At 38.5% G+C, this 26,896-nt stretch carries 19 protein-coding genes and 2 pseudogenes; 3 read left to right on the top strand and 18 right to left on the bottom strand.

The window, feature by feature from the left end:
• Positions 1-14 precede the first annotated feature (14 nt).
• The 5 genes from BR30_RS0126925 to BR30_RS0126905 form a co-directional block, all read right to left on the bottom strand.
• Positions 15-1,502, bottom strand: a complete 1,488-nt coding sequence (locus BR30_RS0126925; protein ID WP_026567732.1) for an ATP-dependent helicase ComFA — start codon at positions 1,500-1,502, stop codon at positions 15-17.
• Entirely contained in the window at positions 1,487-2,479 is a 993-nt protein-coding gene (locus BR30_RS34700) for a nuclease-related domain-containing protein (protein WP_155928868.1), read from the bottom strand. Before BR30_RS34700 ends, BR30_RS0126925 begins: the two co-directional genes overlap by 16 nt.
• A gap of 519 nt (positions 2,480-2,998) precedes the next feature.
• Entirely contained in the window at positions 2,999-3,847 is an 849-nt protein-coding gene (locus BR30_RS0126915) for a DegV family protein (RefSeq protein WP_026567731.1), read from the bottom strand.
• A 123-nt stretch (positions 3,848-3,970) separates the two neighbouring features.
• Positions 3,971-4,657: a response regulator gene (locus tag BR30_RS0126910; RefSeq protein WP_026567730.1), complete on the bottom strand. Its 687-nt coding sequence runs from the start codon at positions 4,655-4,657 to the stop codon at positions 3,971-3,973.
• Between the two features lie 65 nt (positions 4,658-4,722).
• The gene (locus BR30_RS0126905; RefSeq protein WP_026567729.1) at positions 4,723-5,865 is read right to left on the bottom strand and encodes a sensor histidine kinase; all 1,143 of its coding nucleotides are present in this window, start codon (positions 5,863-5,865) and stop codon (positions 4,723-4,725) included.
• A gap of 322 nt (positions 5,866-6,187) precedes the next feature.
• On the opposite strand from BR30_RS0126905, the gene BR30_RS0126900 reads away from it, so the two are divergent.
• Positions 6,188-6,820, top strand: coding sequence for a YigZ family protein (locus BR30_RS0126900; RefSeq protein WP_026567728.1), 633 nt, complete (start codon positions 6,188-6,190; stop codon positions 6,818-6,820).
• Between the two features lie 145 nt (positions 6,821-6,965).
• A complete protein-coding gene (locus BR30_RS0126895; protein ID WP_026567727.1) occupies positions 6,966-7,961 on the top strand; it encodes an LCP family protein in 996 nt (331 codons plus the stop codon).
• A 121-nt stretch (positions 7,962-8,082) separates the two neighbouring features.
• Here the strand turns inward: BR30_RS0126895 and BR30_RS0126890 are convergent, their stop codons facing one another.
• The 12 genes and pseudogenes from BR30_RS0126890 to BR30_RS0126835 form a co-directional block, all read right to left on the bottom strand.
• Positions 8,083-9,132 carry a glycosyltransferase family 4 protein gene (locus BR30_RS0126890; RefSeq protein ID WP_026567726.1) on the bottom strand — a complete coding sequence of 350 codons (1,050 nt, stop codon included), beginning with the start codon at positions 9,130-9,132 and terminating at the stop codon, positions 8,083-8,085.
• Positions 9,133-9,359: 227 nt separating this feature from the next.
• Positions 9,360-10,094: a WecB/TagA/CpsF family glycosyltransferase gene (locus BR30_RS0126885; RefSeq protein WP_026567725.1), complete on the bottom strand. Its 735-nt coding sequence runs from the start codon at positions 10,092-10,094 to the stop codon at positions 9,360-9,362.
• Positions 10,095-10,179: 85 nt separating this feature from the next.
• Positions 10,180-10,965 (bottom strand): annotated as a pseudogene (tagH, locus tag BR30_RS0126880) (teichoic acids export ABC transporter ATP-binding subunit TagH); the annotation flags it as partial.
• Positions 10,966-10,982: 17 nt separating this feature from the next.
• The gene (locus tag BR30_RS0126875; protein ID WP_026567723.1) at positions 10,983-11,813 is read right to left on the bottom strand and encodes an ABC transporter permease; all 831 of its coding nucleotides are present in this window, start codon (positions 11,811-11,813) and stop codon (positions 10,983-10,985) included.
• 121 nt (positions 11,814-11,934) lie between these two features.
• Positions 11,935-13,122, bottom strand: coding sequence for a CDP-glycerol glycerophosphotransferase family protein (locus BR30_RS0126870; protein ID WP_026567722.1), 1,188 nt, complete (start codon positions 13,120-13,122; stop codon positions 11,935-11,937).
• The gene (tagD, locus tag BR30_RS0126865) at positions 13,115-13,513 is read right to left on the bottom strand and encodes a glycerol-3-phosphate cytidylyltransferase (RefSeq protein ID WP_026567721.1); all 399 of its coding nucleotides are present in this window, start codon (positions 13,511-13,513) and stop codon (positions 13,115-13,117) included. The genes BR30_RS0126870 and tagD overlap by 8 nt, the downstream gene beginning before the upstream one ends.
• A 119-nt stretch (positions 13,514-13,632) precedes the next feature.
• A complete protein-coding gene (locus BR30_RS0126860) occupies positions 13,633-14,046 on the bottom strand; it encodes an SH3 domain-containing protein (protein WP_197032421.1) in 414 nt (137 codons plus the stop codon).
• A 107-nt stretch (positions 14,047-14,153) separates the two neighbouring features.
• Positions 14,154-14,489 carry an SH3 domain-containing protein gene (locus BR30_RS0126855; protein ID WP_026567719.1) on the bottom strand — a complete coding sequence of 112 codons (336 nt, stop codon included), beginning with the start codon at positions 14,487-14,489 and terminating at the stop codon, positions 14,154-14,156.
• 75 nt (positions 14,490-14,564) lie between these two features.
• Positions 14,565-16,892 carry an SH3 domain-containing protein gene (locus tag BR30_RS0126850; RefSeq protein WP_026567718.1) on the bottom strand — a complete coding sequence of 776 codons (2,328 nt, stop codon included), beginning with the start codon at positions 16,890-16,892 and terminating at the stop codon, positions 14,565-14,567.
• Positions 16,893-17,213: 321 nt separating this feature from the next.
• Positions 17,214-18,389, bottom strand: a pseudogene (locus BR30_RS0126845) (CDP-glycerol glycerophosphotransferase family protein); the annotation flags it as partial.
• Between the two features lie 82 nt (positions 18,390-18,471).
• Entirely contained in the window at positions 18,472-19,356 is an 885-nt protein-coding gene (gene galU, locus BR30_RS0126840; protein ID WP_026567716.1) for a UTP--glucose-1-phosphate uridylyltransferase GalU, read from the bottom strand.
• 74 nt (positions 19,357-19,430) lie between these two features.
• Positions 19,431-22,553, bottom strand: coding sequence for a CDP-glycerol glycerophosphotransferase family protein (locus BR30_RS0126835; RefSeq protein ID WP_026567715.1), 3,123 nt, complete (start codon positions 22,551-22,553; stop codon positions 19,431-19,433).
• Positions 22,554-22,898: 345 nt separating this feature from the next.
• Between BR30_RS0126835 and BR30_RS0126830 the strand changes: the two genes are divergently transcribed.
• On the top strand, positions 22,899-24,227 hold the full coding sequence (locus BR30_RS0126830; protein ID WP_035446258.1) for a glycosyltransferase family 2 protein: 1,329 nt from the start codon (positions 22,899-22,901) through the stop codon (positions 24,225-24,227).
• 49 nt (positions 24,228-24,276) lie between these two features.
• Here BR30_RS0126830 and BR30_RS38575 read toward each other — a convergent pair whose 3' ends face one another.
• Positions 24,277-26,793, bottom strand: coding sequence for a glucosaminidase domain-containing protein (locus tag BR30_RS38575; RefSeq protein ID WP_051633807.1), 2,517 nt, complete (start codon positions 26,791-26,793; stop codon positions 24,277-24,279).
• Positions 26,794-26,896 lie beyond the last annotated feature (103 nt).

The raw sequence follows: 26,896 nt of genomic DNA, 5'->3' as shown, positions 1-26,896 counted from the left end.
TATTAAAATTCCCTTTACTTGTCGAGTAATTCCCTTTTGATCCCTTCCCGGTTCATCGAGACAATTTGCTTTCTTGCCCTAACCATCTCTTCGGTTTTTCCATAATGAAAATAGGTCACTACCCCCTTTGGATAATCCTTGCTTCTCCCCGCTCTTCCAGCAATTTGGACGAGGGCACTTTCTGAAAAAACAGCATCTTCAGCCCCTACCACGGCGACATCAATGTTTGGGAAGGTTACCCCCCGTTCAAGAATCGTCGTCGTCAAAAGCAACGGGATTTCTTTGGAACGCATTCTTAGCACCTTTTCTTTGCGGTCAGGGTCTTCGGCATGGACCGCTTCTACGGATGTAGCCAATTGGCGTAAGATAAGGAGAGCTTTTTCCATTAAAGGGATATGTGGAAAAAACACTAAGGCTTGCTTGTTTGCATGAATCCGCTCGGTAATCCAGCGGAGGACGTTGGGCGGGAGCTTATTTTTTTGCAGCTGTTTTTGCCAATTACCGCACCATTCAAACTCGGGAACTGGGAGCGGATGGCGATGGAAACGTGCTGGAATCGTAGTAAATGCTCGTTTTCCTGTACGGCATTCCCTTTGCCATTTTTGATTGGGAGTGGCAGTCAGGTAAATCATGGCGGAGGACGGTTTTCGGGCCTGGATGGCGGCATACTGAAGCGATTCCTCGACTGTATACGGAAAAGCATCGACCTCATCTAATATAATGGCATCAAAGGCATGGTAAAAGTGGAGTAACTGGTGTGTGGTTGCAATGGTGAGGGGAGCATAGACATGGCGGTCCTTACTTCCACCGTAAAGGGAAGCGATTTTTATTTCAGGAAAGGCGGACTTCAGTCTGGGTGTGAGTTCTAAGACGACATCAGTCCGTGGCGTTGCAATGCAGATTCTCTTTTTAGCAGCAAGTGCCGCTTCAATTCCCGAGAAAAGGACCTCGGTTTTCCCTGCCCCACATACGGCCCAAACTAAGTGTTCTTGATTGTGCTGAATAGCGGTGGTTACATGGTCCGATGCAACCTGTTGCCCCTTAGAGAGTGTCCCCTGCCAGTGTTTGATGGTTGCTGGAATTTGGGTGTCAGGCACCGGGCCATTCCAGCCGATGAGCGCAGTGCATGCACTGATCCTTCCCATCATTATGCAATGGCGGCAATAGAGACAGGTTTCTCCACATCTTGAGCATGGGTAGGCAGCAAACCAGTGAGGCTCCTTGTTGCCGCAACGGGCACAAACTGGCTTTTTCCCTTCATAGTAGATTCCTCTCCGGTAGGTGATATAGCCATTTTCGTAATGGGTCTGGATTTCTTCGAATGGAAATGGGATATCCTCAGGGAGGAGCTGTTTGCCGGTGAGAAGCTGCTGCAGGTCAGGATTGTTGGAGAATGCTGGATGGAGCGGCGGCTGAGGGATGCTGGGCAATTTCGAAATTGGGAGTGAGCCTTCTTGTGTGTTGGTTGGTATTAGTAGGTTATTTTTTATGATAAAGCGCACTGGGTCACCTTCTCTGGAATGAGATAATAAATTCGATTTTTTGTTTTTCCTGTTGTTTTCAGGTCTAGTTTTTGAAGTTGTTTTTGTGTGGTATGAATGGTTGGGAGATGCAGGAATACTCTTGCCTCTTGGTTGGTGATCGTTGGCTTGTAGAGGTAGAAATAGTGACTGAGGTTTTTTAGAATGACATCATTCGAGATAGTATGACAAGTGGGGCAGCTCCAAACCCCTCTTTTGTAATTCATCGGAATATAATTGCATTTTTTATTCGGGCAGCAAACACCACTGCGTATATCTTTTTCTGTTAGATTGTATTCTTTTAGAATGTCGATTGGTTTTGGGCTGTGTTGGCTTAGGAGTAGGTTGCCGATTTGGGACATGGTCTCAATCTCGATTCTTTCATGCTTATAGCGTTGTTCCATGCCATCAATCTTATTAAAGAGGTCTCTTCCTTTGCATATTTTGGAAAAATCCGTTTTGTCTCCGGAATTAGTTTTCAAAATGGTACTTGTACTTTTGAAAAAAATTAGAGTATCAACAGGGAGTATATTGCAATGGTTTTTGATCAGCCAATTACGAAAGAGGGATTGAAGTCGTTGACACTGGACGCGCGGGTCCTCAAAGGATTCTTCTGTTCCATTTTCATGTGTTCGGATAAGTTGCTTGAAGCTATTATCAAATGTTAACGTACCCAGAATGTTTTTGGCTTCGATGATAAGGATGTAGTTTTGAGAGAGTAGAAATGTGTCTATTTGGAAGTGGATACCATTGTATTGGAGTTGAAGGTCATGGAAGATGAGGTATTTATCCTGTGGAAGTTCTTTAACGTAGTTTGCTAAGGCAATTTCTCCCCAGTATCCAGCCCGCCGTTTCGCTAGGTCTTTTTCAATTTCTTGATATTTTCTATGGCCAATGATGAGACGTAATTTTAGGATTTCTGTTAAAAATAGTCTTTGGGGTGGGGTTAAGCCTTTCATGATCAAGTTAATCGTCAGCTCCTTTATCTTTTTTGAAAAATTTCTACAAAGTTTATATGATTTCCTGCTTATTTGAGGATTTATTATGGATATGTGTCAGTTTGATGTCTTTGATATTGTGGTTAGACGGATTTCGCCGACCCGGACCTGGATTTCGCCGTCTATTGGCGTTATTTCGCTAAACTGGGGATAGATTTCGCTGACCTCCGAAATTATTTCGCCGAATTCCCAAATGATTTCGCCAAACCCCTTTTAATTACCCATTTTAGAGATTTCGAATCATATTCTTGGACTCGTTTTTAGACTAGCTCTCGTGCCGGTGGATTTCGCCGACTCAGAGCTGGATTTCGCCGACTATTGGAGTTATTTCGCCAAACTGGGGATAGATTTCGCTGACCTCCGAAATTATTTCGCCCAATCCTCAAATGATTTCGCCAAACCCCAATTCTTCCACCACCCCCAAAAATTAAAAACCATTCCGGCCCAAAGGACGGAATGGTAACTAACTTCCTAACTTGCTTACTTATCTAATTTTTTCATCCAGCCCAGACCCATGGCTCCTTCGCCGAGATGGGTACCGATGACGGCGCCGAAGTAACTGATTGTAAAATCAACGTTAGGATACTTGACTGCCAGCTCGTCGCGCCACTCCCTGGCTTCTCCCTCACGATTGGCGTGGATTATAACAGCTTGATAGCTGATGCCACTAGAGGCATCCTCATCAAGAAGGTCAACGATTCGTTTCATCGCTCTCTTACGGGTGCGAATTTTTTCAAATGGAACAATGACTTTGTTTTCAAAATGAAGCAATGGTTTCACTTGAAGAAGACTGCCGATAAAGGCTTGGGCACTCGAGAGGCGTCCCCCTCTTTGCAGGTGAGCTAAATCGTCCACCATGAAATAGGCACGGGCGGTCATTTTTAATGCTTCTAAATGAGCCACAATCGTTTCAGAATCCTCGCCCTTAGATGCCAACTTGGCTGCTTCAATTGCATAAAACCCCTGCACCATGCAACTGATTTCGGAATCAAAGGGGTGCACCCTAATGCCTTCAACCATCGTACTGGCCGCGACCGCACCTTGAAAGGTACCGCTGATTCCACTGGAAAGATGGATGCTAATGACTTCATCATATTCCTTCGCAAGACTCTCAAAAAGCTCAATAAATTGGCCGATGGGTGGCTGGGAAGTGGTTGGCAACTCTTTCGTCTTAACCTCTTCGTAAAACTGCTTCCATGAAATATCCACTTCTTCGTGGTAAACCTCGTTTCCAAAGATTACATGTAACGGGATCATATGTATATTACATTTATCGCGCAGATCCTTTGGGATGTACGCAGTACTATCCGTCACGACGGCTGTCCTCATAAAAAAAATACCATCCTTATCTTTTTAACTCTATATGGTATTTTATATGAAATGTGGAGAAATTGCATTAATTCCTCAAACAAAAAAGGACATGCTCATCAGCATGCCCCAAACTAACTCTACTTACTTAACCTCGACCCAACCATTTTTAATGGCGACAACAACAGCTTGGGTGCGGTCATTAACGTTCATTTTTTGTAAAATATTGGAGACGTGATTTTTAACTGTTTTTTCGCTGATGAATAAAGCTTCGCCAATACCACGGTTGCTTTTTCCATCGGCAAGCATTTGAAGAACTTCGCATTCGCGGCGTGTCAATAAATGCAACGGACGGCGAATTTCCATTGTTTGCAGGTAAGCCCCGCCACTGCGAGCGACGCCCGCTGCCAGCTTGCGGTACTCATTTACTAAATTATGAGTAACCTTTGGATGTAAATACGATCCGCCTTCAGCGACAACTTTGACCGCTTCTATTAAGGCATCTGCATCCATTTCTTTTAATAAGTAACCAATGGCACCAGTTTGTAATGCATGGGTCACATAGTTTTCGTCATCGTGAATGGATAAGATAATAATCTTCGTATCAGGGTATTTGTCGACCAATTCACGCGTAGCCTCGACACCATTTACTTGTGGCATATTGATATCCATAATCACCACATCAGGATGGAATTCTTCTACTAAACTTAATGCCTCGCATCCATCATTACCTTCAGCAACAACTTGGAACGATTTTTCAAACTCTAGTATTCTTTTAACGCCTTCTCTAAATAGTTGGTGATCGTCTATAATGACAATTTTCGTAGTCAATTTTAACGCCTCCTATGCCTTCTAATTTCGAAATTTTCTCCATTGACGGTAGGTTCATAGTTTATCTAGTTAATTAGTGGGACTCGAATCAGTACAGCGGTCCCCTTGCCTATTTTTGAATCAAAGGTAAGTTCACCTTCAAGCAGTTCAACCCGCTCACGCATTCCGATCATGCCAAATGACTCAGGTTTCTTTTGTGTGATATCAAAACCGATACCATTGTCCTTAATTAAGACGGTAACTGATGCATTGGTTATTTCTAACCGTACTTTGATTTCACAGGCATTTGCATGTTTTAATGCATTTTGCACTGATTCCTGTATCATCCGAAAGAGCGCGACTTCATACTTAGTCGGAAGCCGGCGTTCTAGTCCGATATTCACAAAATCAATCTTTGATTGGTTATGATATTCTTCGATGGTTCGCAAGTATTTTCTGAGGGTAGGGACGAGACCTAAATCATCTAATGCCATCGGACGAAGGTCATAGATAATCCGCCGGACTTCATAAAGTGCCGAACGGACCATTTTTTTAAAGCTGCTGACCTCAGAAAAAGCCTCATCCGCGCCCTTTTCCCTATAGACACGTTCGATTAAATCCGAACGCATAATGACATTGGCAAGCATTTGGGCGGGGCCATCGTGAATATCCCTTGAAAGCCGTTTGCGTTCCTCTTCTTGTGCTTCAATAATCTTTAATCCAAAATCTTGTTTGGCTTTTGCATGTTCAAGTACCTTGCCAACCTGCTTTAGATCACTGGTTAAGTAATTCATTACAACTGAAATTTGCGATATCAACTGGTCGGCACGATCAATCGTTTCATCTAACCCTACCAGGCGATTTTCAAGGTCGGCTCTTTTATCCAAAAGCTGCTTTTTGTATTGCCAATTAATGGATAAATCCATTTGAAGTTGATGGGCTTTTTCATAGGCATCACGGACCTCTTCTTCAGAGTAATTTTTAAAATTCATACTGACTTCTGACAGCATGCTCCGCGCTTCAAGGACTTGTTTTTCAAGTACCTCGCCTTCATTTGTGAGTTTTACCATCATTTGTTTAATATTTTCTAATTCATTGATCATATTTTCATAATCTTGACGGCATTGCTCACCTATCTGGAAGATGTCACTTTTGCTGCACGTAACAGTTTCAATCATTTCTTCACGAATTTCATCAATTGATTTCACATTGATCTGCTTAATCTTCATACACATTCCTCCGATAAGAAAAGCAATAAGCGTTTGAGCGCTATGGCTAAACAATATTCTAATTTCAAACAAATCATTTCATTATCTTTGGATTTTACCTACATGTCTTGTAACATATTTTACATTGGATTGAATCAATTTGCTAATCTGAACATAGATGTTACCATTATTTACATACAAAATAGTAGTATAATAGAAGTACCACTATCTGCCCATAAAATAGGTTTCCACTACTTTTATCTGTTTTATTATAACATGGATATTTTACTGCCATATTAAAGTTATATTACACCATTATGAAATTTAGGAAGGAGCACTCTGAATGTTGCCTCGATATCATACAGTCAAACAAGCTGGTGAACATGAAATTATTATTCAAAAATCACGATTTATTGCCCATGTCCAAAGAACGGAAACTGAATTGGAAGCACAGGAATTTATCCAAGCCCTGAAAAAAAAATATTGGGATGCCACCCATAATTGTTCTGCCTATCTCATTGGCGAGAATGATCAAATTCAAAAAGCCAATGATGATGGAGAACCAAGTGGTACAGCTGGCGTGCCGATCCTTGAGGTTTTGAAAAAAAGAAAACTAAAGGATACCGCCGTGGTCGTTACCCGTTATTTTGGAGGAATTAAATTAGGGGCCGGCGGTCTAATCCGCGCTTATGGGAAATCTACATCGGAAGGACTAGATGCTGTAGGAATCGTCGAAAGAAAGTTGATGCAGGTCTTCCATATTACAATTGATTATTCTTGGCTAGGAAAGATTGAAAACGAATTAAGATCATCCATTTATATTCTTAAGAATATTCAGTACCAAGAAAATGTCGAATTTGAAGTATTTGTGGAAGAACAGCAGCAGCAGGCATTCACAGAATGGATGATTGAATTGACAAATGGACAGGCCGAGATGACAAAAGGAGAAATGACCTATCTAGAAACTGATATTTAGGCATTTCTCTGCTTTCACTTTGTCCAAATGCAGGAAATTTAAATTTACAAAAAATTTCATTTTACCAATCTCTATAAATATTATAAAATAGAGTAGATTTTCAACAAAAGTTGACATTTTTCTACTTTATACTAGGAGGCAATCTATGTCTATCAATAGACAGGTTTATAAAAATAAGAAAAAAGGTAAGAGAAAGCGAAAACGAATTCTGCTATGGATCATCATGCCGATTCTATTATTGATTATTGGAGCAACAGCGTACGGAGGATTTTTATATAACAAAGCTGAATCTGTCATGAATAAATCCTACAAGCCGATTGAACGCGATACAAAGACTGCAAATGTAAAACTTGAAAATACATCCATCTTGTTTATCGGTGTGGATGATAGTACTAAACGGAAGGCTAGCGGCAGTTCTCGTTCCGATGCTCTAATGCTTGCTACATTTAATAAAGAAGAAAAATCTATTAAACTATTAAGTATTCCACGTGATTCCTATGTTCATATACCAGAGAAGGATATTTATACAAAAATTACACACGCTCACGCGTACGGCGGTGTGAAACTTACGCTTGAAACTGTAGAAGAATTACTTGATGTTCCTATCGATTATTATGTAAAAATGAACTTTAACGCATTTATTGATGTCATTGATGCCCTTGATGGTGTCCAAGTAGACGTCCCGTTCACCTTTTCTGAACAAGACTCCGAGGACCATGCTAAAGCCATTACCTTGAAAAAAGGCTTACAACAACTAGATGGTGAAGAAGCTCTTGCATTTGCACGGACCAGAAAAATTGATAGTGATATTCAAAGAGGTCTGCGCCAGCAGCAAATCTTTAAGGCAATTCTCGCAAAAGGCTCTTCAGTTAAGTCCATTACCAATTACACCGATGTAATGGAAGCAGTCGGGAAAAACATGTCAACCGACTTAACGTTTGACCAAATGAAATCATTTATTAGCTATGTCCAGGCTGGATCTGGAATCGATGTTGAATCGATGTCATTAAAAGGATCTGACTCGTATATAGACAATATTTATTATTATCAACTTGACGAAGCTGCTTTAGAAGAAACTAAGTCAAAACTGAAGGAGCATCTTAACAGAACAACAACAGCTAGTTCGACAGAAACAGAATAAACCAAAGAACCCGGATTTTAAAGAATCCGGGTTCTATTTTTTGCATAAATTTCGAGTAAAAGAAAACAATAAAAGGGTAATCCACAGTTGAGATTTACCCTCTTTAACTATTCTATTAGATTTATCTGTTTTTGTTCAGTAACCCCATAATACGGAGGAGCGGCCGATAATTTTTATTAATTAATCCAATCGTTTCAACAAATAGTTCAATCGCTAGCACAATAATGGTCATGATTAAGATGGAACCCCAAACGGTTGTGATGGTAAAAATAAAGGCTGCAAGGCCAAACATGGCGCTCATTGCATATATTAACAGAACCGTTTCGCGATGTGTAAAACCTAGTTCTAGTAAGCAATGGTGTAAATGGGATTTGTCTGGAGCTGCTAATGATTTCTTATTGTAAATTCGGCGGATGATAGCAAAGAATGTATCAGAAATGGGAACACCTAAAATAATAATCGGAACAACAAATGAGATTAACGTTACATTTTTAAAACCGAGTAAGGATAGGACCGAGATCATATAACCAAGAAAAAGCGCACCGGAATCACCCATAAAAATTTTAGCTGGATGAAAATTAAAGATTAAAAACCCTAACGTGCTAGCAAGAAGGATTGTCCCCATCGCGACTACATATCCATTCCCCATCACAATCGCCATTCCGGAAATAGTGATGAAGGCGATTGAGGAAACACCAGCAGCTAAGCCATCCAAACCATCAATCAAATTGATAGCATTCGTAACACCAACAATCCAAATGACAGTAATCGGGATACTGAAGATCCCAAATTCTAAGTAGCCGTTAAACGGTAAGTTAATAAATTCAACTTCCACGCCGCCCCACATAACAACAATCAGAGCCGCAATGATTTGTAATGCAAATTTTACTTTGGCCGATAATTCATAGATATCATCTAACATACCAGTAGCTAATATAATGACTCCCCCAGCAATAATGGCTGCATGGTAGGGACTATTTGGTTGCAGAATTAGTAAACCCAAAAGGAAACTAATATAAATAGCTAACCCGCCTAAACGAGGCATAATCTTAGAATGTACTTTGCGCTGATTAGGACTGTCCGTTGCTCCTAATTTAAAAGCCAATTTTTTGACAATTGGAGTAATTAAAATGGAGCATAAAAAACATAATATTAAGGTCAGATATAACATGAAGACCCTCCCTATTAGTATAATGCCCCATTAATAAATTTTAGAAACAGGCACATATTTCTAAGTAGACTACAACGAACATATTATAGCACACCAAATTTTACTTTGGTATAAGTTTAATAATTATCGGAAAATTGAAACTATAATTAAATTAACGGCAATATCTTTTCATATAACGTAAGACGTATGGCTGTTACAAAAAGTTACATGTTTTTATACTCGTCTGTTCAATTCCTCGTTAGTTTTACTTTGAAAATTTGGAATAAAAATTTAGGGATGGCAAGCATTCTTCTCCACCTTGAAGGCTGAGTAATCAAACGATAAAACCATTCGAGGTTTATTTTTTGCCAGATTTGCGGGGCACGTTGAACCTCGCCCGCGAGCACGTCGATGCTGCCCCCCACCCCTATAAATAACCCCTTTGAAAAATGTGGAAGATTTTCTGCAATCCATTTTTCTTGTTTTGGGAAACCCAAGGCAACAAAGATAATATCTGGACCTTTGGCTATAATCTCAGAGGTTATTGTGTTTTTCTGCCAATCAAAAAACCCATGATGATTGCCTGCAATTTGTACCTGGTTAAATTGCCTTTGGATATTAGCTGCAGCTTTTTGATTTGTTTCTTCCTTACCTCCTAAAAGGTATATGCTCCATTTATTCTTATTCGCCTCCTCTAAAAGTCGAATAGTTAAGTCATATCCCGTAACGCGCTCGTAAATAGGTTCATTCAATATTTTCGAGGCAATAATGATTCCAGTACCATCAGGAACAACCATATCAGCAGATCGAACAATCGTTTGATAGTCTGGATGGTCCTTTGCATACATAACAATTTCGGGATTTGCCGTTACGATGAAGGACTTACCTTGATCGCGAATCGATTTTTTGAGTATTTCCACTACTTCATTAAATCTTTTATTTAAAAAGTTAATCCCTAATATATTAACCAAATTAGTTTTCATATTTAGAATCCTCTTAACATTATTCCTCTAATTTATTTATGTAAAGAAAACTCGCCCACTGGCGAGTTATTTAGATTGTGGCTAAGCCTCTTTGTTTTTGCATTACTTCTTCACGGAATTTTTTCTGTTCCACATCGGTCATTGATTTATATTTCTTTAAGAAGGTTTCGTATTTTGGAATAACCTCTTTAACCGGACCAAATTCTTTGATTTCTCCATACTCAAGCCAAACTGCCTTTTCACAAAATTCCTTTATCTGTCTCATGGAGTGACTAACAAAGAAAATCGTTTTTCCTTTTTCTTTAAACTCAAACATCTTTTTCTTGGATTTTTCTGCAAAAACCTGATCTCCTACTGACAAAGCTTCATCAACGATGAGAATATCAGGGTTAACAGTAACAGAGATGGCAAACCCAAGCCGGGATTTCATCCCGCTTGAGTACTTCTTAACTGGCTGGTCAATAAATTTTCCGATATCGGCAAAATCAATGATTTCCTGTTCCATCTCTATAATCTCTTTCTTTTTAAAACCAAGCATTAAACACTTTAATTCTATATTTTCCCTGCCTGTTAATTGATTATCAAGACCCGATGAAATGGCAATTATTGAAGTAGTCCCCCTTGTGATGACCTCGCCGGAACTGGGAGGAATCACCCCTGCAATAATATTAGACAAAGTCGATTTCCCGGAACCATTCACCCCAACAAGACCAATTACATCACCACGATTGGCGGTAAAGGAGATATCCTGAAGTGCAAAAAAATCTTCTCCATACCCCCCCGGTAAAATAACATCGAGAAGTTTTTCTTTTGGTGATCTATGCATTTTATACTTTTTAAAAACATTTTTGACATTTACTGTTTCATTCATTTGGATTCACCACCTATTTATAAGTAATCCACAAAGCGATTTCTAAATTTCAAATGCAGGGCAGATCCAATCATGAACAATATGATGATGGTTATCCAAAAATATAAAGTATACTCTGGGTATTCAAGCGGATACCATGTTGTGCCTAGTAAAGCTGCCCTATAGCCCTCTACAATATAGTATAGCGGATTAATTTTTAATAAAAAGACATAATCTACTCCCTTTATCATTAAATGATCTACATGCCATAAAAAAGGAGTAACGTATAACAACATTTTTAATATTGACTGAACTACCTGCTGTACATCCCTAACAATTGTTGAGAGAGTAGACGTTACGAGTGCAAGCGCTAATAAAAAAAGTAAGGTCGCCAGCATAAAATATGGTAATTGAACAAAATAAAAAGTTAATTTATAGTCAGTAAATTGTAAAAAAATAGTGACAACAGCTACCAACATTAAATGCGTATAAAAATTCGCCATTATCACAAATGAGGGAATGACACTCATTGGGAAATTCATTTTCGAGATCAATTGAATTCTGGAATAGATAGACCTAGAAGAAGCAGAAATTGCTGGATTAACAAAAAACCAGACAATCATGCCCGTTACCATCCAAATAAAAAATGGAACCTGTATGCCATTATCCATTGGAACCTCTCTGCCTTTTCGAATTCCAGCACCGAAAACAAACCAATAAATAGTCAATTGAATCATTGGATTCAGTATTTCCCAAAATCTGCCGAGATAATTATTCGTATTTGCACTTTTCAATTCAAAGGCAGATAACCTCAGGATAAGGTAAAAGGAACTGATTTGTTCCTTTACAATAGTAATCATCGATTTCATGAAAATTGTCCTTCCTATCGCTAATAATAACCTTGTTCATTATACATTAATTTCTCCAAAGGGACATAATAAAAAACAAAGCTTCGACATAAGCATATCGAAGCTTGTCATATTTTATTAATTAATACCCTTTACTCTTGGCTTTAAACCTCTCCTCAGTAAAAATGGTTTGCACAAGTTTTTGACTTGAAATACCCTTAGAGTATTGATTCCATTTTTCTGCATAAAGTTCGACAAGGCTAAGGTCAAAGCGGTTGCTTTTAATTAATTCAATAATCGAATCTGTGTCCTTGACCATCGGGCCTGGCAGATTTTCTTCAAATCCTGCCATGACTCCGCGGTCCTGTTTATATTTTTCTAAATCATAGGTAAAAAAAATCATCGGTTTTCGTAAAAGAGAAAACTCATATGGAATCGAAGAATAGTCCGTAATTAAATAATCAGCCGCAACAAGCAAATCATTAATTTCATATTGATTTGAAGAGAGGTCAACAACAAAATCAGGAAATTGTGTTGAATAATCAACATTATGATTTATTGCAGGGTGTAATCGCAACATTAAAATATAATCAATTCCAAGTTCCTGTGCCATTTTTCCAACATCAAGTACTAGTTCAAAATGACCCAATTCATTGTCACGATACGTCGGAGCATATAAAATAATTTTTTTATTCTTTAATACTGGATGTTTACAGATTAACGAATTGACTGCCTCTTGTTTCGCATGAGGATTAAAATAAAAATCAGTTCTTGGAATTCCGGTCTGTAAGATATTCTCCTTTTTAAGATGAAAGGATTTTATAAAAATTTCCGCCATGATATCCGAACCGACGACAACTTGATCAAATTTACTGTATACCTGTAGAAATCGCTGTTTTGCTTCATCGGTGCGAGTTTTTATCGATTCATCTTCAAGTCCAAACTTTTTCATGGCTCCTGATGCGTGCCATAACTGAATGCATTGGACCTTGTCTTTAAATGTTGCCGCAGCTAAAAAGCCGAAATAATTATCTACGAAAATATGGCGGGATGTGGCTAAGTGGAACACCGCTCTTATCCAGTTCCTTACAACAAAAGGCAACGCAGTTCCTTCATTATAATTTATAAACTTATGTAACACCTTTTTTTCACAAAGAAAGATTACTTCGGTTTGAATACTTTGCCGACGAAGTTCTTCAAACACATACTGGCTATTATCGCCAAAACTGACAACAAAAGTGGTTTTGTTTCGAAGTGGCAATAAATTAAAAAGAGTAAACAAGAATTTAAAGACAAATAAATAAAAACAAATGGCTAGTTCCCTAACCATTTGTGACAGCATTTAAATCTTCTTTTATTTGTGAAGTAGAGATCCCAATCGTTCTTGGCAGGTATACCACTTCGCAATATTCTTTTAGAAAGTCAAATTTGCCTTTCCAATCATCACCCATCACAAAAACATCAATATCATGTTTGATCACATCTTGAATTTTTTGGTCCCAAGTATTTTCTGGAATCACTTCATCCACAAAACGAATGGATTCTAAAATTAACTTTCTGTTTTCAAAGCTGTGGTAGGCTTGTTTGTTTTTCCCTTTATTGAATTCATCTGTGGAAAGACCAACAACTAAATAATCTCCTAAGTCTTTGGCACGGCTAAGTAAATTTATATGTCCAAAATGTAATAAATCAAATGTTCCATATGTTAACACCTTTTTCATAAGAGTAACTCCTCCTGCTATTAGTATTCGGAAAATGCTGCAATATTTATTCAATATCAGAAATTATTTTTCATTTTCAAAGTAGTTGACTTCACCAAATCATTATAAGACTATCAAACTTAAAATTCAAATAAGAACTGAATAATTTCCAACAAAATACCATCAAAAAGACAAACGTCTTTTGAAAAAGCTGACTTGATGAACAAGTCAGCCCCAAACACTATAACATATCCAGTTTTTCCTTGGTAGGTAACTTGATACCAGTCATCATTTTGTTTTCCCTTCGAGACCACAGTAGTTCCTTTTGGAATCACAGCTAAAACTTTTGTGCCTTCACCCGCCTGCCGAAAATTCACATCCCCTGTAATGAGATAGGTGGTTCCTGCCGTTGTTATTACGGAAGGTTTTTTAGTACTTGTTACGGGTGAAGATTTACTGACATCCCCGCTAGATATGTACACTGATTTTCCTTTATAGGTTACCCTGTACCAAGTTTGACCGATACTGTTGATTACCTTTTGGGTCGAGTACAATCGGTTTGCACTTGCAAGGCTGGCAGTCGCTTTTTTCTTCGTATTTGGACTGGTATAAAGCTTGGCTGTTTTGTTGGTAAAATAATAGGTCCCGCTTATTTTCGTATTTAAATTGTATTCTTTACATAGCTGCCGCTAATCCACCCAACTTTAGTAGTATTTTTACCATTAGATTTGTACGTATAGGAAACTTTGTAATAACTCCCATTTTTCTCGGTGGCATACACAACTTTTCCTTTAGGAATTGTGAGAATGGATTTGTATTTAGTGCTGGCCCCTGTACGCAATCTTAGATTGGCTGTTGTTAGAAACGATGTTTTACTAATTCGAACAAGACTGGCAGCATCCGCATGCTCCATACTAAGGGGTGTGAGCGGGATGGTCCCCCCGCTGCTTAAACCAGCGATTAATAAACCGGTGGATAACACCATGACTTTCCCCATGTTCTTCAATGCCCAGAAACCTTCTCTCTCTCCATTTTGCTATTAATCTTCTCTTTTATAAAAATAGCAAAATCTCTATTTTAAATCCTTCGTATAAATGTAATTCGCACTAACCCAGCCTTTGCTTCCATTAACCGTTTTCACCTGATACCATGATTTCGTTGAATCCATCGTTACTGTACCATCTGCTTTCATGACAAGGGAAACATACTCATTTAACGGCAACTTTCCTATCGAGGAATTGGATGTTGAAGGACCCGTTCGGATATTTAACTCTGAAACTGTCACTCTCCCTAGATTTTGAACAGATATGTAGTTTTTATAGTTGCTAAAGTCTACATCATTGGTCCAATATTCTTTATTGTCCACCTTCACCCTCAGCCAAAAGTCATTGGTTTTTTCCAGGACAGTAAAGGAGGTTCCTTTTTTCATCGTTTTTACTGCATCATGTACGCCCTTTTTACTATTAAGAACGATTTGTTTATCTGCCGGGATGGTGGCAATGGCCACGATATCGGCCGGAAACATATCTCCGCCAGCAGGAATTGACGGCCTCGCTGGGACATTGGTATCGGCGTCGGCCTTTGAATAATAGCCTTGATCATAGGAAAGGATCTTTTCCATATGCTGGCTAATTGCTTTTCCCCAATTCGGATCACTAGCATAAAAGAAGTTCATGCCCGCACTACTAGCATCAATTCTTGCATTCGTTAATGATTTGGTACTGAAACCCAGATATGCCCCTTGAAACTTCCAATTGGCAGGATTTAAGTACGTAGATTTCATTTCACGAGCAATAAAGTCAATACACAACTCTACACTTGCAAACCGATAGGCAGCTACAAATGGCGCTGCATCATAGGCACCAAAGCCAAATAAGTTGTTTTTGGTAACCGATATGGTGGAGGTCCCATACGCACTTTCATGAATGGCATGGGCCGCCAAGTAAAGTGGATTGACCCCATACTTTTCCCCAGCATCAATAAATACCTGTCCTTTATTCGTCAAAATACTCGACTTCCCCGTATTTTTAACATAGCCAGCAATATAATTATTAATCTGACCCGCACTAACTGGGGATGGTGTCCTTAAATCAATAAACTGGTAGGTATCTCTGCTTCCCATTGGATCACCGGTTATTACCTGTTGCAAGTACGTGCCAAATAAATAGCCGCTTTTCCCTGCATAGCTGACTTTATACCAGCCATTAGACGTTTTGCTGGTTGGAATTATGATTGACCCTCTAGGAATCACGGTTAAAACAGCACCTGTTGTCGCTGCAGCTTGTCTTAAATTTAATTGATCCGTAACCGCATAGGTCGTCTTAGCTACGGCTTGCTCGGTAATCGTATCGGTTGGAGGATTTTTGATCTCACCGTTGTCTGTTCCTCCCGTGCCGGGCGTCTCGGCAGGCTTAGAATATTTCGTAAAATCGCCGCTGTAGACAAAGACGGATTTCCCGTTATAGGTGACTTTATACCAATCTCCGATTCTTTGCTTAGAAGAAATGATCGTTTGTTTTGGAATTTTTACTAGTTTTGTATAGGCTTTTCCATAGGATGCGTACAAATAGGTATCTAGTTTGGCTTGATAGTCCGCTGCCGCAAAGGAAGTCAACGTAGCTTTGCTTACATCTCCGCTATAAACATAAAGTGTTTTTCCATTGTAAGATACCCTATACCAGACCTGCCCGAGGCTATTCACTGCTTGATAGGCAGAATAAAGTCCATTGCCGCTTGCGAGGCTGTAAACAGCACTTTTCTTTGTATCAGGAGTAGAGTAAAGTTTTACTGTCTTTTTTGGAAAATAATAGCCTCCGGCAACCGCACTATATTTATAGTATTCCTTTAAAAAGGTACCCTTCACCCATCCCGTGGTTGTTGCATTTTTCCCTTTGATAGAATACGTATAGGTCACCTTATACCAATCCGTTACTTTCTCCGCGCTTATGATTGTCTTGCCCTTTGGAATTGTATGTAATGATTTATATTTTGTACTGGATCCTGAGCGGATGTTGACATTATCGGTGGTTTGGTACGTTGTTTTTGCAAATATAACCGTTTTTGGTGCTGTAGAAATTTTCTTGATATAGGTGGCACTAACCCAACCTGTTTTGACGACTCTTTTCCCTTTCAGGGTGTATCGGTAGGAAACCTTTACCCAGGTGCCTTTTTGTTCCGTGGCTGTGATTGTTTTTGATTTTGGGACCAGAAAGATTGCTTTATATTTTGTTGAAGGACCCGTTCGCAAATTAACATTGTTAGTCGTTTGGTAGCTAATATTAGCCAATTTTATGGTGCTGGCGGCATATGCCAGCTGCACTTTTGATGGAATAACTGGGGTGACAACTTCTCCCACTAATAAACTAGTAGATAAGAGAAGAACTTTCCCGATATTTCTCATTGACACACCTTCCTGTCGGATTTCGTATGCTGCACTTATGCATTCTTCTACAAATATAAAAAAACCTCAAATTTTGACGAATGTTCCATTTTCCATTAAAACTGGGAAAATATAACGTTATCAATTCCTATTATCGCTGAAAACCTCTTGTTTTTAAATAGATTCCAATAAATACTTGTTGCAATCCGAAAAAATAGGTATATTTCCTTAGATAGACTAGGGGGATTCTTCGGAGAATTTGTCATCAATCGCTGACCCAAATGAGGTAAAATGACAAAAACACCCAAATTCCAACTTTGGGTGTTTTCGATTCGTTTATTTTCAATTCTTTAAAATGACTTCATTGACCACTCTTTCGGCCGCATTCCCATCTTCTAGGTAACAAAACTGTTGATAAAAATCATTCATCCGTTCATTTGAAACAGTTGTATTCACTAGGTCTTTAATAGCAGCTATCACTTCTTCTGTTGTTTCGACGAGCGGTCCTGGGGCTTTTTCTTCAAAATTAAAGTAAAAACCCCTAATATCGTCCTTATATTCTGCAAGATCGTAGGTAAAGAATATCATTGGCCGTTTTAGATTCGCATAATCAAAAAATACAGACGAATAATCCGTAATCAGTAAATCACTAATCAAGTATAATTCTTGGATGTCCTCATGCTTGGAAAAATCCCAAGCGAAACCTTTATAGGACTCCAAGTCAAAGTTCTCAGCGACTAGATAGTGCATACGGAGAATGATAATATAATCATCCCCGAGTTCTTGCTTAAGTTTTTCCAAATCCAACTGCAAATCAAGCTTATATTTACCTTCTTGATGAAATTGATTGTCGCGCCACGTTGGCGCATAAAGAATCACTCTTTTATCTTCAGGCAGTTGATGTTTCTTTTTGAATACCTTGGCGATTTCTTCATGACCCTGTTTATAAAAGATATCATTTCTCGGATAACCTGATTCAATCATTTCTTTATCGAATTTAAAGGCACGCTTAAAGATTTCTGTTGAATAGCGATTAGGAGAAATTAAATAATCCCAGTTCCGTGATTCAAGATAAAATTCTTGCTTATACTGCTCCGTTGTTGTCCCAGCCATGAGCACTTCTTTCATATCATGGGCCAGCTTTTTCAAGGGGGTCCCATGCCAAGTTTGCAAGTAAATGGTCCGCTTGGGCTTCGGGATCCACAGGGGCATCCTGCTATTAGTAACCCAAAACCTCGCCCTCGCCATCAAAAACAGCCATTTTACCGAAAACCGTCGGGCATACGGAATTCCTTTTTCAATAAAGCCTTTTTCAAACCGAGGATCGACACTCCAAATAAGTTCATATTCAGGATGATACTTATGAAGGTATTCGTAAATCGACCGAGGATTACAACTGTATTGCTTGCCAAGAAAGCTTTCAAACATAATTAATTTTTTCTGAGGCGGGAAAAGTGAAACCAACTGAAATAACCATTTGTATCCTGCTATTACTAACTTTTTTACGGATGATACCAATAAAACCGCGCTCCTAACCGTTGTAGAAGAAACACTGAAAGGGCTGCATCAATACAAAGCAGCCTCGTGTTTACTCAAAAACCTATTTATTCATTTTCACTTCTTGATTAACCAGCTTTACTAAGTACTCAAGCAATTGCTCCCTTAGTTCCTCTCTACTTAAAGCCATTTCGATGGTTGTCTTAATGAAACCAAATTTCTCACCCACGTCATAGCGGATTCCTTCAAAGTCATAGGCAAATACATCTTGAAAGCCATTCAAGCGTTGAATCGCATCTGTAAGTTGGATTTCGCCGCCTGATCCCGTTTCTTGATTTTCAAGGAGATCAAAAATCTCAGGTGTTAAAATATATCTTCCCAAAATGGCAAGATTCGATGGTGCTAACTCGACAGGGGGCTTTTCAACAAAGTTTCTCACCTCATACATGCGTCCATCTTGCCGACTCGGATCAATAATCCCGTAGCGGTTTGTTTCTTCCATTGGAACTGGCTGCACCCCAATAACGGAAGAACCTACTTTATCATACATGTTCATTAACTGCTTCAAAGAAGGCACTTTTGCTTGGACAATATCATCCCCTAATAACACAGCAAATGGCTCATTGCCAATGAACTTTCTCGCACACCAAATCGCATGCCCTAACCCTCTAGGTTCTTTTTGTCTTATGTAATGAATATCAACATTACCAGGCTTACGAACTTCTTCGAGGAGCTCGAACTTCTCTTTACGAGCTAAATTTTCTTCCAGTTCAAATGCGCTGTCAAAGTGATCTTCGATTGCTCTCTTCCCTTTACCTGTTACGATGATAATATCTTCAATTCCTGATTCGATTGCTTCTTCGACAATATATTGAATCGTTGGTTTATCAACGATTGGCAGCATTTCCTTTGGCATTGCTTTCGTAGCAGGTAAAAACCTTGTGCCCAATCCCGCTGCTGGAATAATCGCCTTTTTGACTTTACTCATTTTTATGTCTCCTTATTTCGTATTCTAATTACATTTGCAGCATACTAATCATTTAGATTTAGAACGTTCCTGCATCACTCTAATACTTGATAAAACGATGCCATTGCCTTTTTATTGTATTCTTCTGGAATAAATTCATCAAGTTTAATATCCAGCTCATTTCCCGCCAATTGAGTGAGACCTTTTTCAAGCCCTTCAATGCTATTTTCAACTAATAAACCATACCGTCCATTTTCCAATACATTTCGATTCGCAACAATATCAGTCGCAATGATTTTCATCCCATGGGTCATCGCCTCTAATAACACCATTGGCTGGCCCTCATAATGGGAGGAAAGAACAAAACAATCACATTTCTTCATTAATATAAATGGATTCTCTAATTGGCCCATCAAGTACACAGAATCTGATAGCTCCAATTCCGCAATCAAATTCTCCAAGTCTTTCCTTAACGGACCCTCCCCCAGAATATACAACTTTGAATTTGAGAAGTTCTGCTGAAATTGACGAAATGCCTTAATTAAATTATCCTGACCTTTTTCTGGTGACAATCGTCCCATCGTAATGAAATTATAATTTTCTGCAACCGGCTGGGGGATCACCGTTTCTTCAATCGTTTCCTGTTTTTCTTCCATTTTACTTGAAACAACTATTTTGTATTTTTTCGAATGAAACATTTTATACACCGAAGGATGGATCTTGGAATGAAGTTGTTTCCTTCCATCATATTCTCGAACAATCGTCAATGCAGACGAATCAATCCAGCCAATCATTGTTCCTTTGATAGAAAGCCGGCTATAAATCCCTTGGTGTGTTCTTGCTTCCTCATCTACATCAACCAATCGACCTTTATAATCCTTGCCAGAAGCTACTTTCTCTGTTCCTTCTAGATTATACGGCATACTCCAAATGTCATGTCCATTTCCATGAGAAATAATAGCTAATTTCTGCACTGGTGTATGTACTAAGACACGATCTGGAAGCAGTTCAAAACAGCCTTGGTCAAGCCAGCCTACGATCCGGTCATCGATACTAAATTTATAATAATTCGTGGACTCTGTTTGTACCTCGCGTAAAATTGAGACTTCCTCGTTTATATATTTCGTGGCTGGTGCCATTTCAGCTGCTCCGTTTACGACAGGTGGTCTGTTCCAGATTACCTCGTTTTTCGGGTTCGTGATCATTGCCCTTGCTTTAAAGACCGTATTAGTAATGATTTGGTCTTCAGCGATCGCCTCTTTGATTAACGATTTCGTTATACTCTCTGTCGATTCTTTATTCCCTAATCTTAATATTTTTTCCGGATTAATCGAGTTCATGACGAAATCAAATTTAAATTCCTCGGCAAATTCCGCTAAACTACTTCTGTTTAACTCCATTGTTGCTGGAGACACACTTACAAGTTTGTCAAACCGATCATAGACGGAAAAGAGGCCTCTTAAATTAATTCGATGAGGACGACGCCCATTAATGACCTTTTCACTATCCGAACGGATGTCATTATGCATATAACAGATTTTTTTCTTTGCATCGGAAGCAAGCAAATATTTTGCCCAATACAGACTGTAACCACTAAAATCGATGGCATAATCAAATTGTGCCCGACCGGATAATCTGTTGTATTCCCGCTTGTAGGCGTTCTCCGGGTATAGTTTTTTGGTCACTTTACTATGTGCTCCTCGATTATGAACAAATTTATCCCGATACACTTCGAAAAGACTATGTACTTCTAATCCATTTCGAAACAAGAACCTAGCATTCTTATTTACCTTTGCGATATTATTTAAGGCTTCTTTCGATTTTGGTGATTTCATGAAGATACTAACATCAAACTTACTATAGTCTATATTGTCGACCAGATTGATAAAGGATGATGTAATACCATTGTTATGCAACCCGCCCGGATAAATAAGGATTTTCTTTTTTTCCCGGTCTAATTGATTAATGATATTGACTTGAGCCTTTTCCTGATTAAAGACGTATTGGACGATCCTAGCAGTTACCTTTCCATCGTCATGTGTTGTGAATTTATTTTTTGCGGCCTGATAGACAAGTCGATAGCTATCACTTATTTTCTTGATATCTTGAACAGCGCCAGCCACTTCTTCAATAGTAAAGAGCGTAGGTCCTGGTAGTTCATCCTCAGATAAATACATACCTCTTTCTTCTCGATAGTCATCATAATCCCAAATATAGAATAAAATTGGTTTATCTGTTACAAGGTAATCAAAAAAGATACTCGAGTAATCGGTGATTAAAAGATCTACAACACTTAACAGCTCGTTGGTATCTACAAAATCCGGAATTAAGATATCTTTAATCTCACTAAATTTCTTCGCTTGATTATACAAAAAGGGATGAACTTTGATCAAAAGGTTATACTCGTTTCCTACCTTTTTCCTCAAATATGACATTTCACTAATGATTTGAAACATATCATTTTTCGCCTTTGATACACTAGTCCCTTTCCATGTAGGTGCATACAGAATCGTCTGTTTATTTTTATCGATTTCTAGCCCTAATCGAGTTAGGAAGGAATAGAACCTATCGGAATCGGTATGAAAGGTTAGATCAATTCTCGGATAGCCTTCTTGAATAATCTCTCCATTATATAGTCCGTTAAGTTTATAGCTATTTAGAAACATTTTGGTTGTATGGTCATTCGGACTTAAGAGATAATCCGCACTCAGAAAATTCCTGACTACATTCTGCGAATGGGCTGGATTACCAGGGATATCGAATCCCATTCTTTTTAGCGGGGTCCCATGCCAGGTATTAATATAAACTTGCTCTTTTTTGGGAATAAAAAAAGGCTGAAAGGTAGAATTATTAATCAGGTACTTGCTCGTGGCTAACCATTTAAGATATTCCTTTGAATTACGTTTGACAAATTTCACATTTTTAAAGTCTTTATAATTTACAATCACGCTTTCTAACTCATTCTCATGATTGATTGACCAAATATGTTTGAAATGCTGAAATTCGGGGTGATGTAAGAGGTATTTAAAAATGGCATATGGACTATCGGTTACACTTTTTCCGTCCCTGCTCTCATAAAATATAGTATGGTCCATCACGTTTGATTTTTCATAATAACTTCTATACTGAAAATTTCTGCGATGATTGGCCTTTCTAAAATAATTATAGAGGGGTCCGATAATAAATTTAATTCTTCTTTTTAAAACCTTTTTATTCATGAAAATCTACAGCTCCCTTACCAGTTCACTTTCTTATGATTTTTTATTAGTTATTCTTACCATCTTTGAGGCTTTATATGTACGGAGCAGACAATCTACTTTTCCTAAACCACAAAAAAAGCAAATGGATGTCAAGATTTCCTTGTCATCCATTTGCTTTATAAAGAACTTCCTATCATTTTTACTCCAATACCTTATAAAACATTTCCATTGCATTTTGATTATATTCCTCGCGCCTAAATTCGTCAGGTGTATGTTCAAGTTTATGAACATTGTACTAATCCAGCCACTTTACTATAATGGATACAAGATGTACAACAAATACAGTTAAGGGGCAGTTACAACATGCTTTTTTCGATGATCATTCCTGTCTATAATGCAGAAAAATATTTACAAGAGGCGCTTGAAAGCCTTATCCATCAAACAGTTGACTTTAAACAAAATGTCGAAATAATTCTTGTTGATGACGGCAGTACCGATCAGTCAAAAGATATTTGTCAAAACTATGTCAACCAATACCCTAGCAATATTAAATATATCTATCGTGAAAATGCTGGTCCTGGCAGTGCAAGGAATACCGGTTTTAATCATGTATCACCACATTCAGATTATATTGGTTTCCTAGATGCCGATGACCTTCTGTCTGAGGATACACTTGAAAAAGTAAGTTCCTTTTTTTCGCGGCATTCAGAAATACAACTAGCTGTGATTCCCCTCTACCATTTTGAACGAATCGATACTCCGCACAGATTGAACTATCGCTTTGAGCAAGGAGACCGCGTTATCCATATTCTCGAGGAGTATACGGGGATTCATTTTCATATTGGCGGATGCTTTTTTAAAGCGAAACATTTTCTAACTAATCCTGATTTGCGATTTCAAACCGACATCAAATTTTGGGAGGATGCCCTCCTTATCAATACCTTTTTATTAGAGCACAAGCAATATGGTGTAGTCTCGGAAGCAAAATATCATTACCGCCGACGTGTCGATGAGGATTCACTCGTAAGTAACGCTTGGTATCAAAAATCAAGATACACGGAAATGATTAGACGCTGCTATTTAACGTTGATTAACGAATCAAAGAGCCGTTATAACGAGATCCTCCCTTATGTGCAGTTTTTAATCACGTACCATATTCGGTTGTATCTTTTTCCAAAAAACAACCCAGTTATTTATGAAGTATTAACCAAAGAAGAACAAGATGAGTTTTTCGAGGAATTTGCGAAGTTAATTCAACTGTTTGATCAGAAATACATCAAGGAACAGGACATGCCTTTTTATTATAAAACCTATTTGTTAAACCTAAACGAAAACGGCTGGCCATACAAGGAGAAATTCAGTCCTAAAAAGATTGAAAAACAAATGGTAGTGATAACAGAATGTAGTTACAAAGGATTAAAGTGGCTAATAAAAGGTCATTTCATGAATAAAGTATATTTCATGAAAGCAAATGATCGTCTGTTTATCAAGGCGAAAGATAAGGTCACGTATTTACCGAAAGCCGAACTTCCCGGAAAACTGCGGATTATCTGGGGAACCGTCGTCCGTAACTACGAACATACTGGTTTTGAAACAACCTTACCCTTCTACCGAAGTAAATTCCAATTTGGATTAGAAACCGAATCAGGCAAAAAATACTTGTTGAATGAAGTAAACTTGAAAGAAGTATAGCTGGATTAAAACAAAAGGGGCCGATCCAATTGGATCAACCCCTTTTTCATTATTGATAAACAGGAATATCGTATAGCAGTGTAAATTGTGTTAGCGTACTTAACATCTGTGACATTCTCGTCGTTTGTTTTACAGCCCAGCCAATATCAGTTGCATATTGATGGGATGCAGAACCATAGGTATCCATCGCTTCCGGATTCCAGCGCATTTTATAGAGGGTGTCTTGCCCAGCATGAATATACTTTTCAGCAGCAAACTTGGCACCGCCAATGATCGCTTTCTCGACAGTTGTCCACCCTTGTTCATAAGCAAACTTGGAACCATAGTAATCAGGGTTGCTATCATAGGCACCGACGCCGTATACATTATAGACCGTTACACCATTCACTTTTATCCCAGTGGCAAGCTTGCTTGTTCCATTACCAGTTTCTAAAAGCGAATGACTGATGAGGTATATTTCATTAATGCGGTAGGTTTGTGCAGCTTTGATATACGAACTTCCCTTACCAGCTAAAACCCCTTTACCATAAAGAATGCGGTTATTCAACTCAGTTGCATTGGTCCCTGCCGGATTGGAAAGAATTAAGAATTGCAAATACGTATCAGAACTTGCACGGAAATTCAAGGGATCTAAATAGTACTCAATCTGTAAGGACGTAGCACCCTCCCATGATGAATCTGTATCGGTTACTGGCGAAGCTTTCATTTGCATATTTACGGCTTGATCTAATGTCAAATCATAAACGGTGATTCTTTGTTCACCAATATCTTCCTTTTTAATATAACATATCGTAACTTTTCCATTCACTGTAGCATAGGATTTATACCAGTTTTCACTATAGTTATAAAATTTTAGAATCATATTCTTCGAATAATCTCTCAGAATCTTCGAATCTCTCGAAGGCAGAGAATAAACATGGGTAGACGATCTTAATGTCAGCCCCTGTAAAGTAGTATTTGAGAAGTTAACTTGCTCGAGATCGTCTTTATGAAGATACACCGTCTGAACTTTCCCATTCACCGTTACATATGACTTTTTCCAATGAGCTGTATACGAATAATATTTCAAAATGGTACCTGGTGAATAGCTTTTCAATACTTTCGCATCCCTTGTTGGAGAAGCGTATAATTTGGTCGGATTTACGAGCGCAATTCCTTCCTCTTTTTCCGTTTGATCAACTAGCTGGTCCACATCATCCTTTGCTAGGTAGACAACAGTTGAAACCCCATTATAAGTCACAGTCGACTTATACCAATTGGATGAATAGGTATAATACAATAACCTTGCTCCCGAACTATAGGTTTTTAAAACCTTTGAACCTTTTATTGGTGCAGAGTACATGTTCGTTGGATTTGCTACCGCAATCCCGGATTGTTTGACCGGATTGTTTGTTGGTTTTTCAATATCATCTTTATTGATATAAATTGTGCGAAGTTGACCATTCACAGATACAACTGATTTAAACCATTCAGAAGTATAGGTATAAAAAGATAAATAGGAATCAATGGCGAACGTTCGTAACACTTGCGCATTTCTAGATGGTGAGGCAAACATATTAGTCGGGTTCTTTGTGGTAAAACCTTGTTGTTTAACTGGATTAGAGGTGACTTGCTCCACATCATCCTTGTTAATGTAGACGGCTTGTTGCACACCATTAACATTTACACTGGTTTTATACCAACCCGATGTATAAGTATAATACTTTAGTAGTGAGCCTTCGCTATAAATCTTTACTACTTTTGAACTTCTCATTGGTGAGGCGTACAAATTAGTTTCTGCCTTGATCGCAATTCCCTCTTGTTTTTCAGGATTACTTTCAGCTTGTTCAATATCATCCTTATGGATATAAACGGTTTGATATTTACCATTGATATTCACACTCGTCCTATACCATTGTGATGTATAAGAATAATAGAGTAAGAAGGAACCCTGGCGGTAGGATTTTACCGTATCAGACGTTTTTGTTGGTGAGGCGTATAAGTTGGTCGGATCCTTTAACGCAATCCCTTCATATTTTACCGGGGTGGATGTAACTAAATCAATCGCACTTTTTGGAATGTAACCTGATTTCTCGGTTCCATCGACATTGACCGTAGTAACATACCAATCAGCTGAAAAATCATACACTTTTATTAAAGTACCTTCTGTATATGTCTGAAGGCTGGTTGAGTCCGTAGAAGTTTCGGCAAAGACATTAGTCACTGGCAGGATCGTTATCCCTGTAAGTTCGACCTCTACATTCGCAATTTTTTGCACCGTCACATTTTCTTTTTCCACCGTTGTGGTTTTTTTAACTTCTGTTACTTGATTCTTCTCTTCTGTTACTTGATCCTTCTCAACTGGAGCAGCTGTTGCTTCAGTTACAGATTCCTCTTCAACCGCAGCTGTTGTATCCTCCATTACTTGATTCTGGTTAATCGTAGCTGTAGTATCCTGTTCTTTCTCGACAGCAGTTATTGCTGCCTCCGTCGCACTCCCCTCTGCAAACGCAGGTAAAGGGCTCATTGTTGTGAGCAATAAGCCAGCAATAGCGGCATGCCCAACAATTTTTCTAACCTTCTCCATAATACCTCCAAAAATGGTAAATAATTTCCAAGAGACCAATTGTCCCCTCAGTCCTCTACAAAGTTTGACCTTGAAATGAGAATCATCGTGTTCTCTATAAATC

Source organism: Bacillus sp. UNC41MFS5 (genome assembly GCF_000686805.1).
This window is presented reverse-complemented; position numbering and strand designations above follow the sequence as displayed.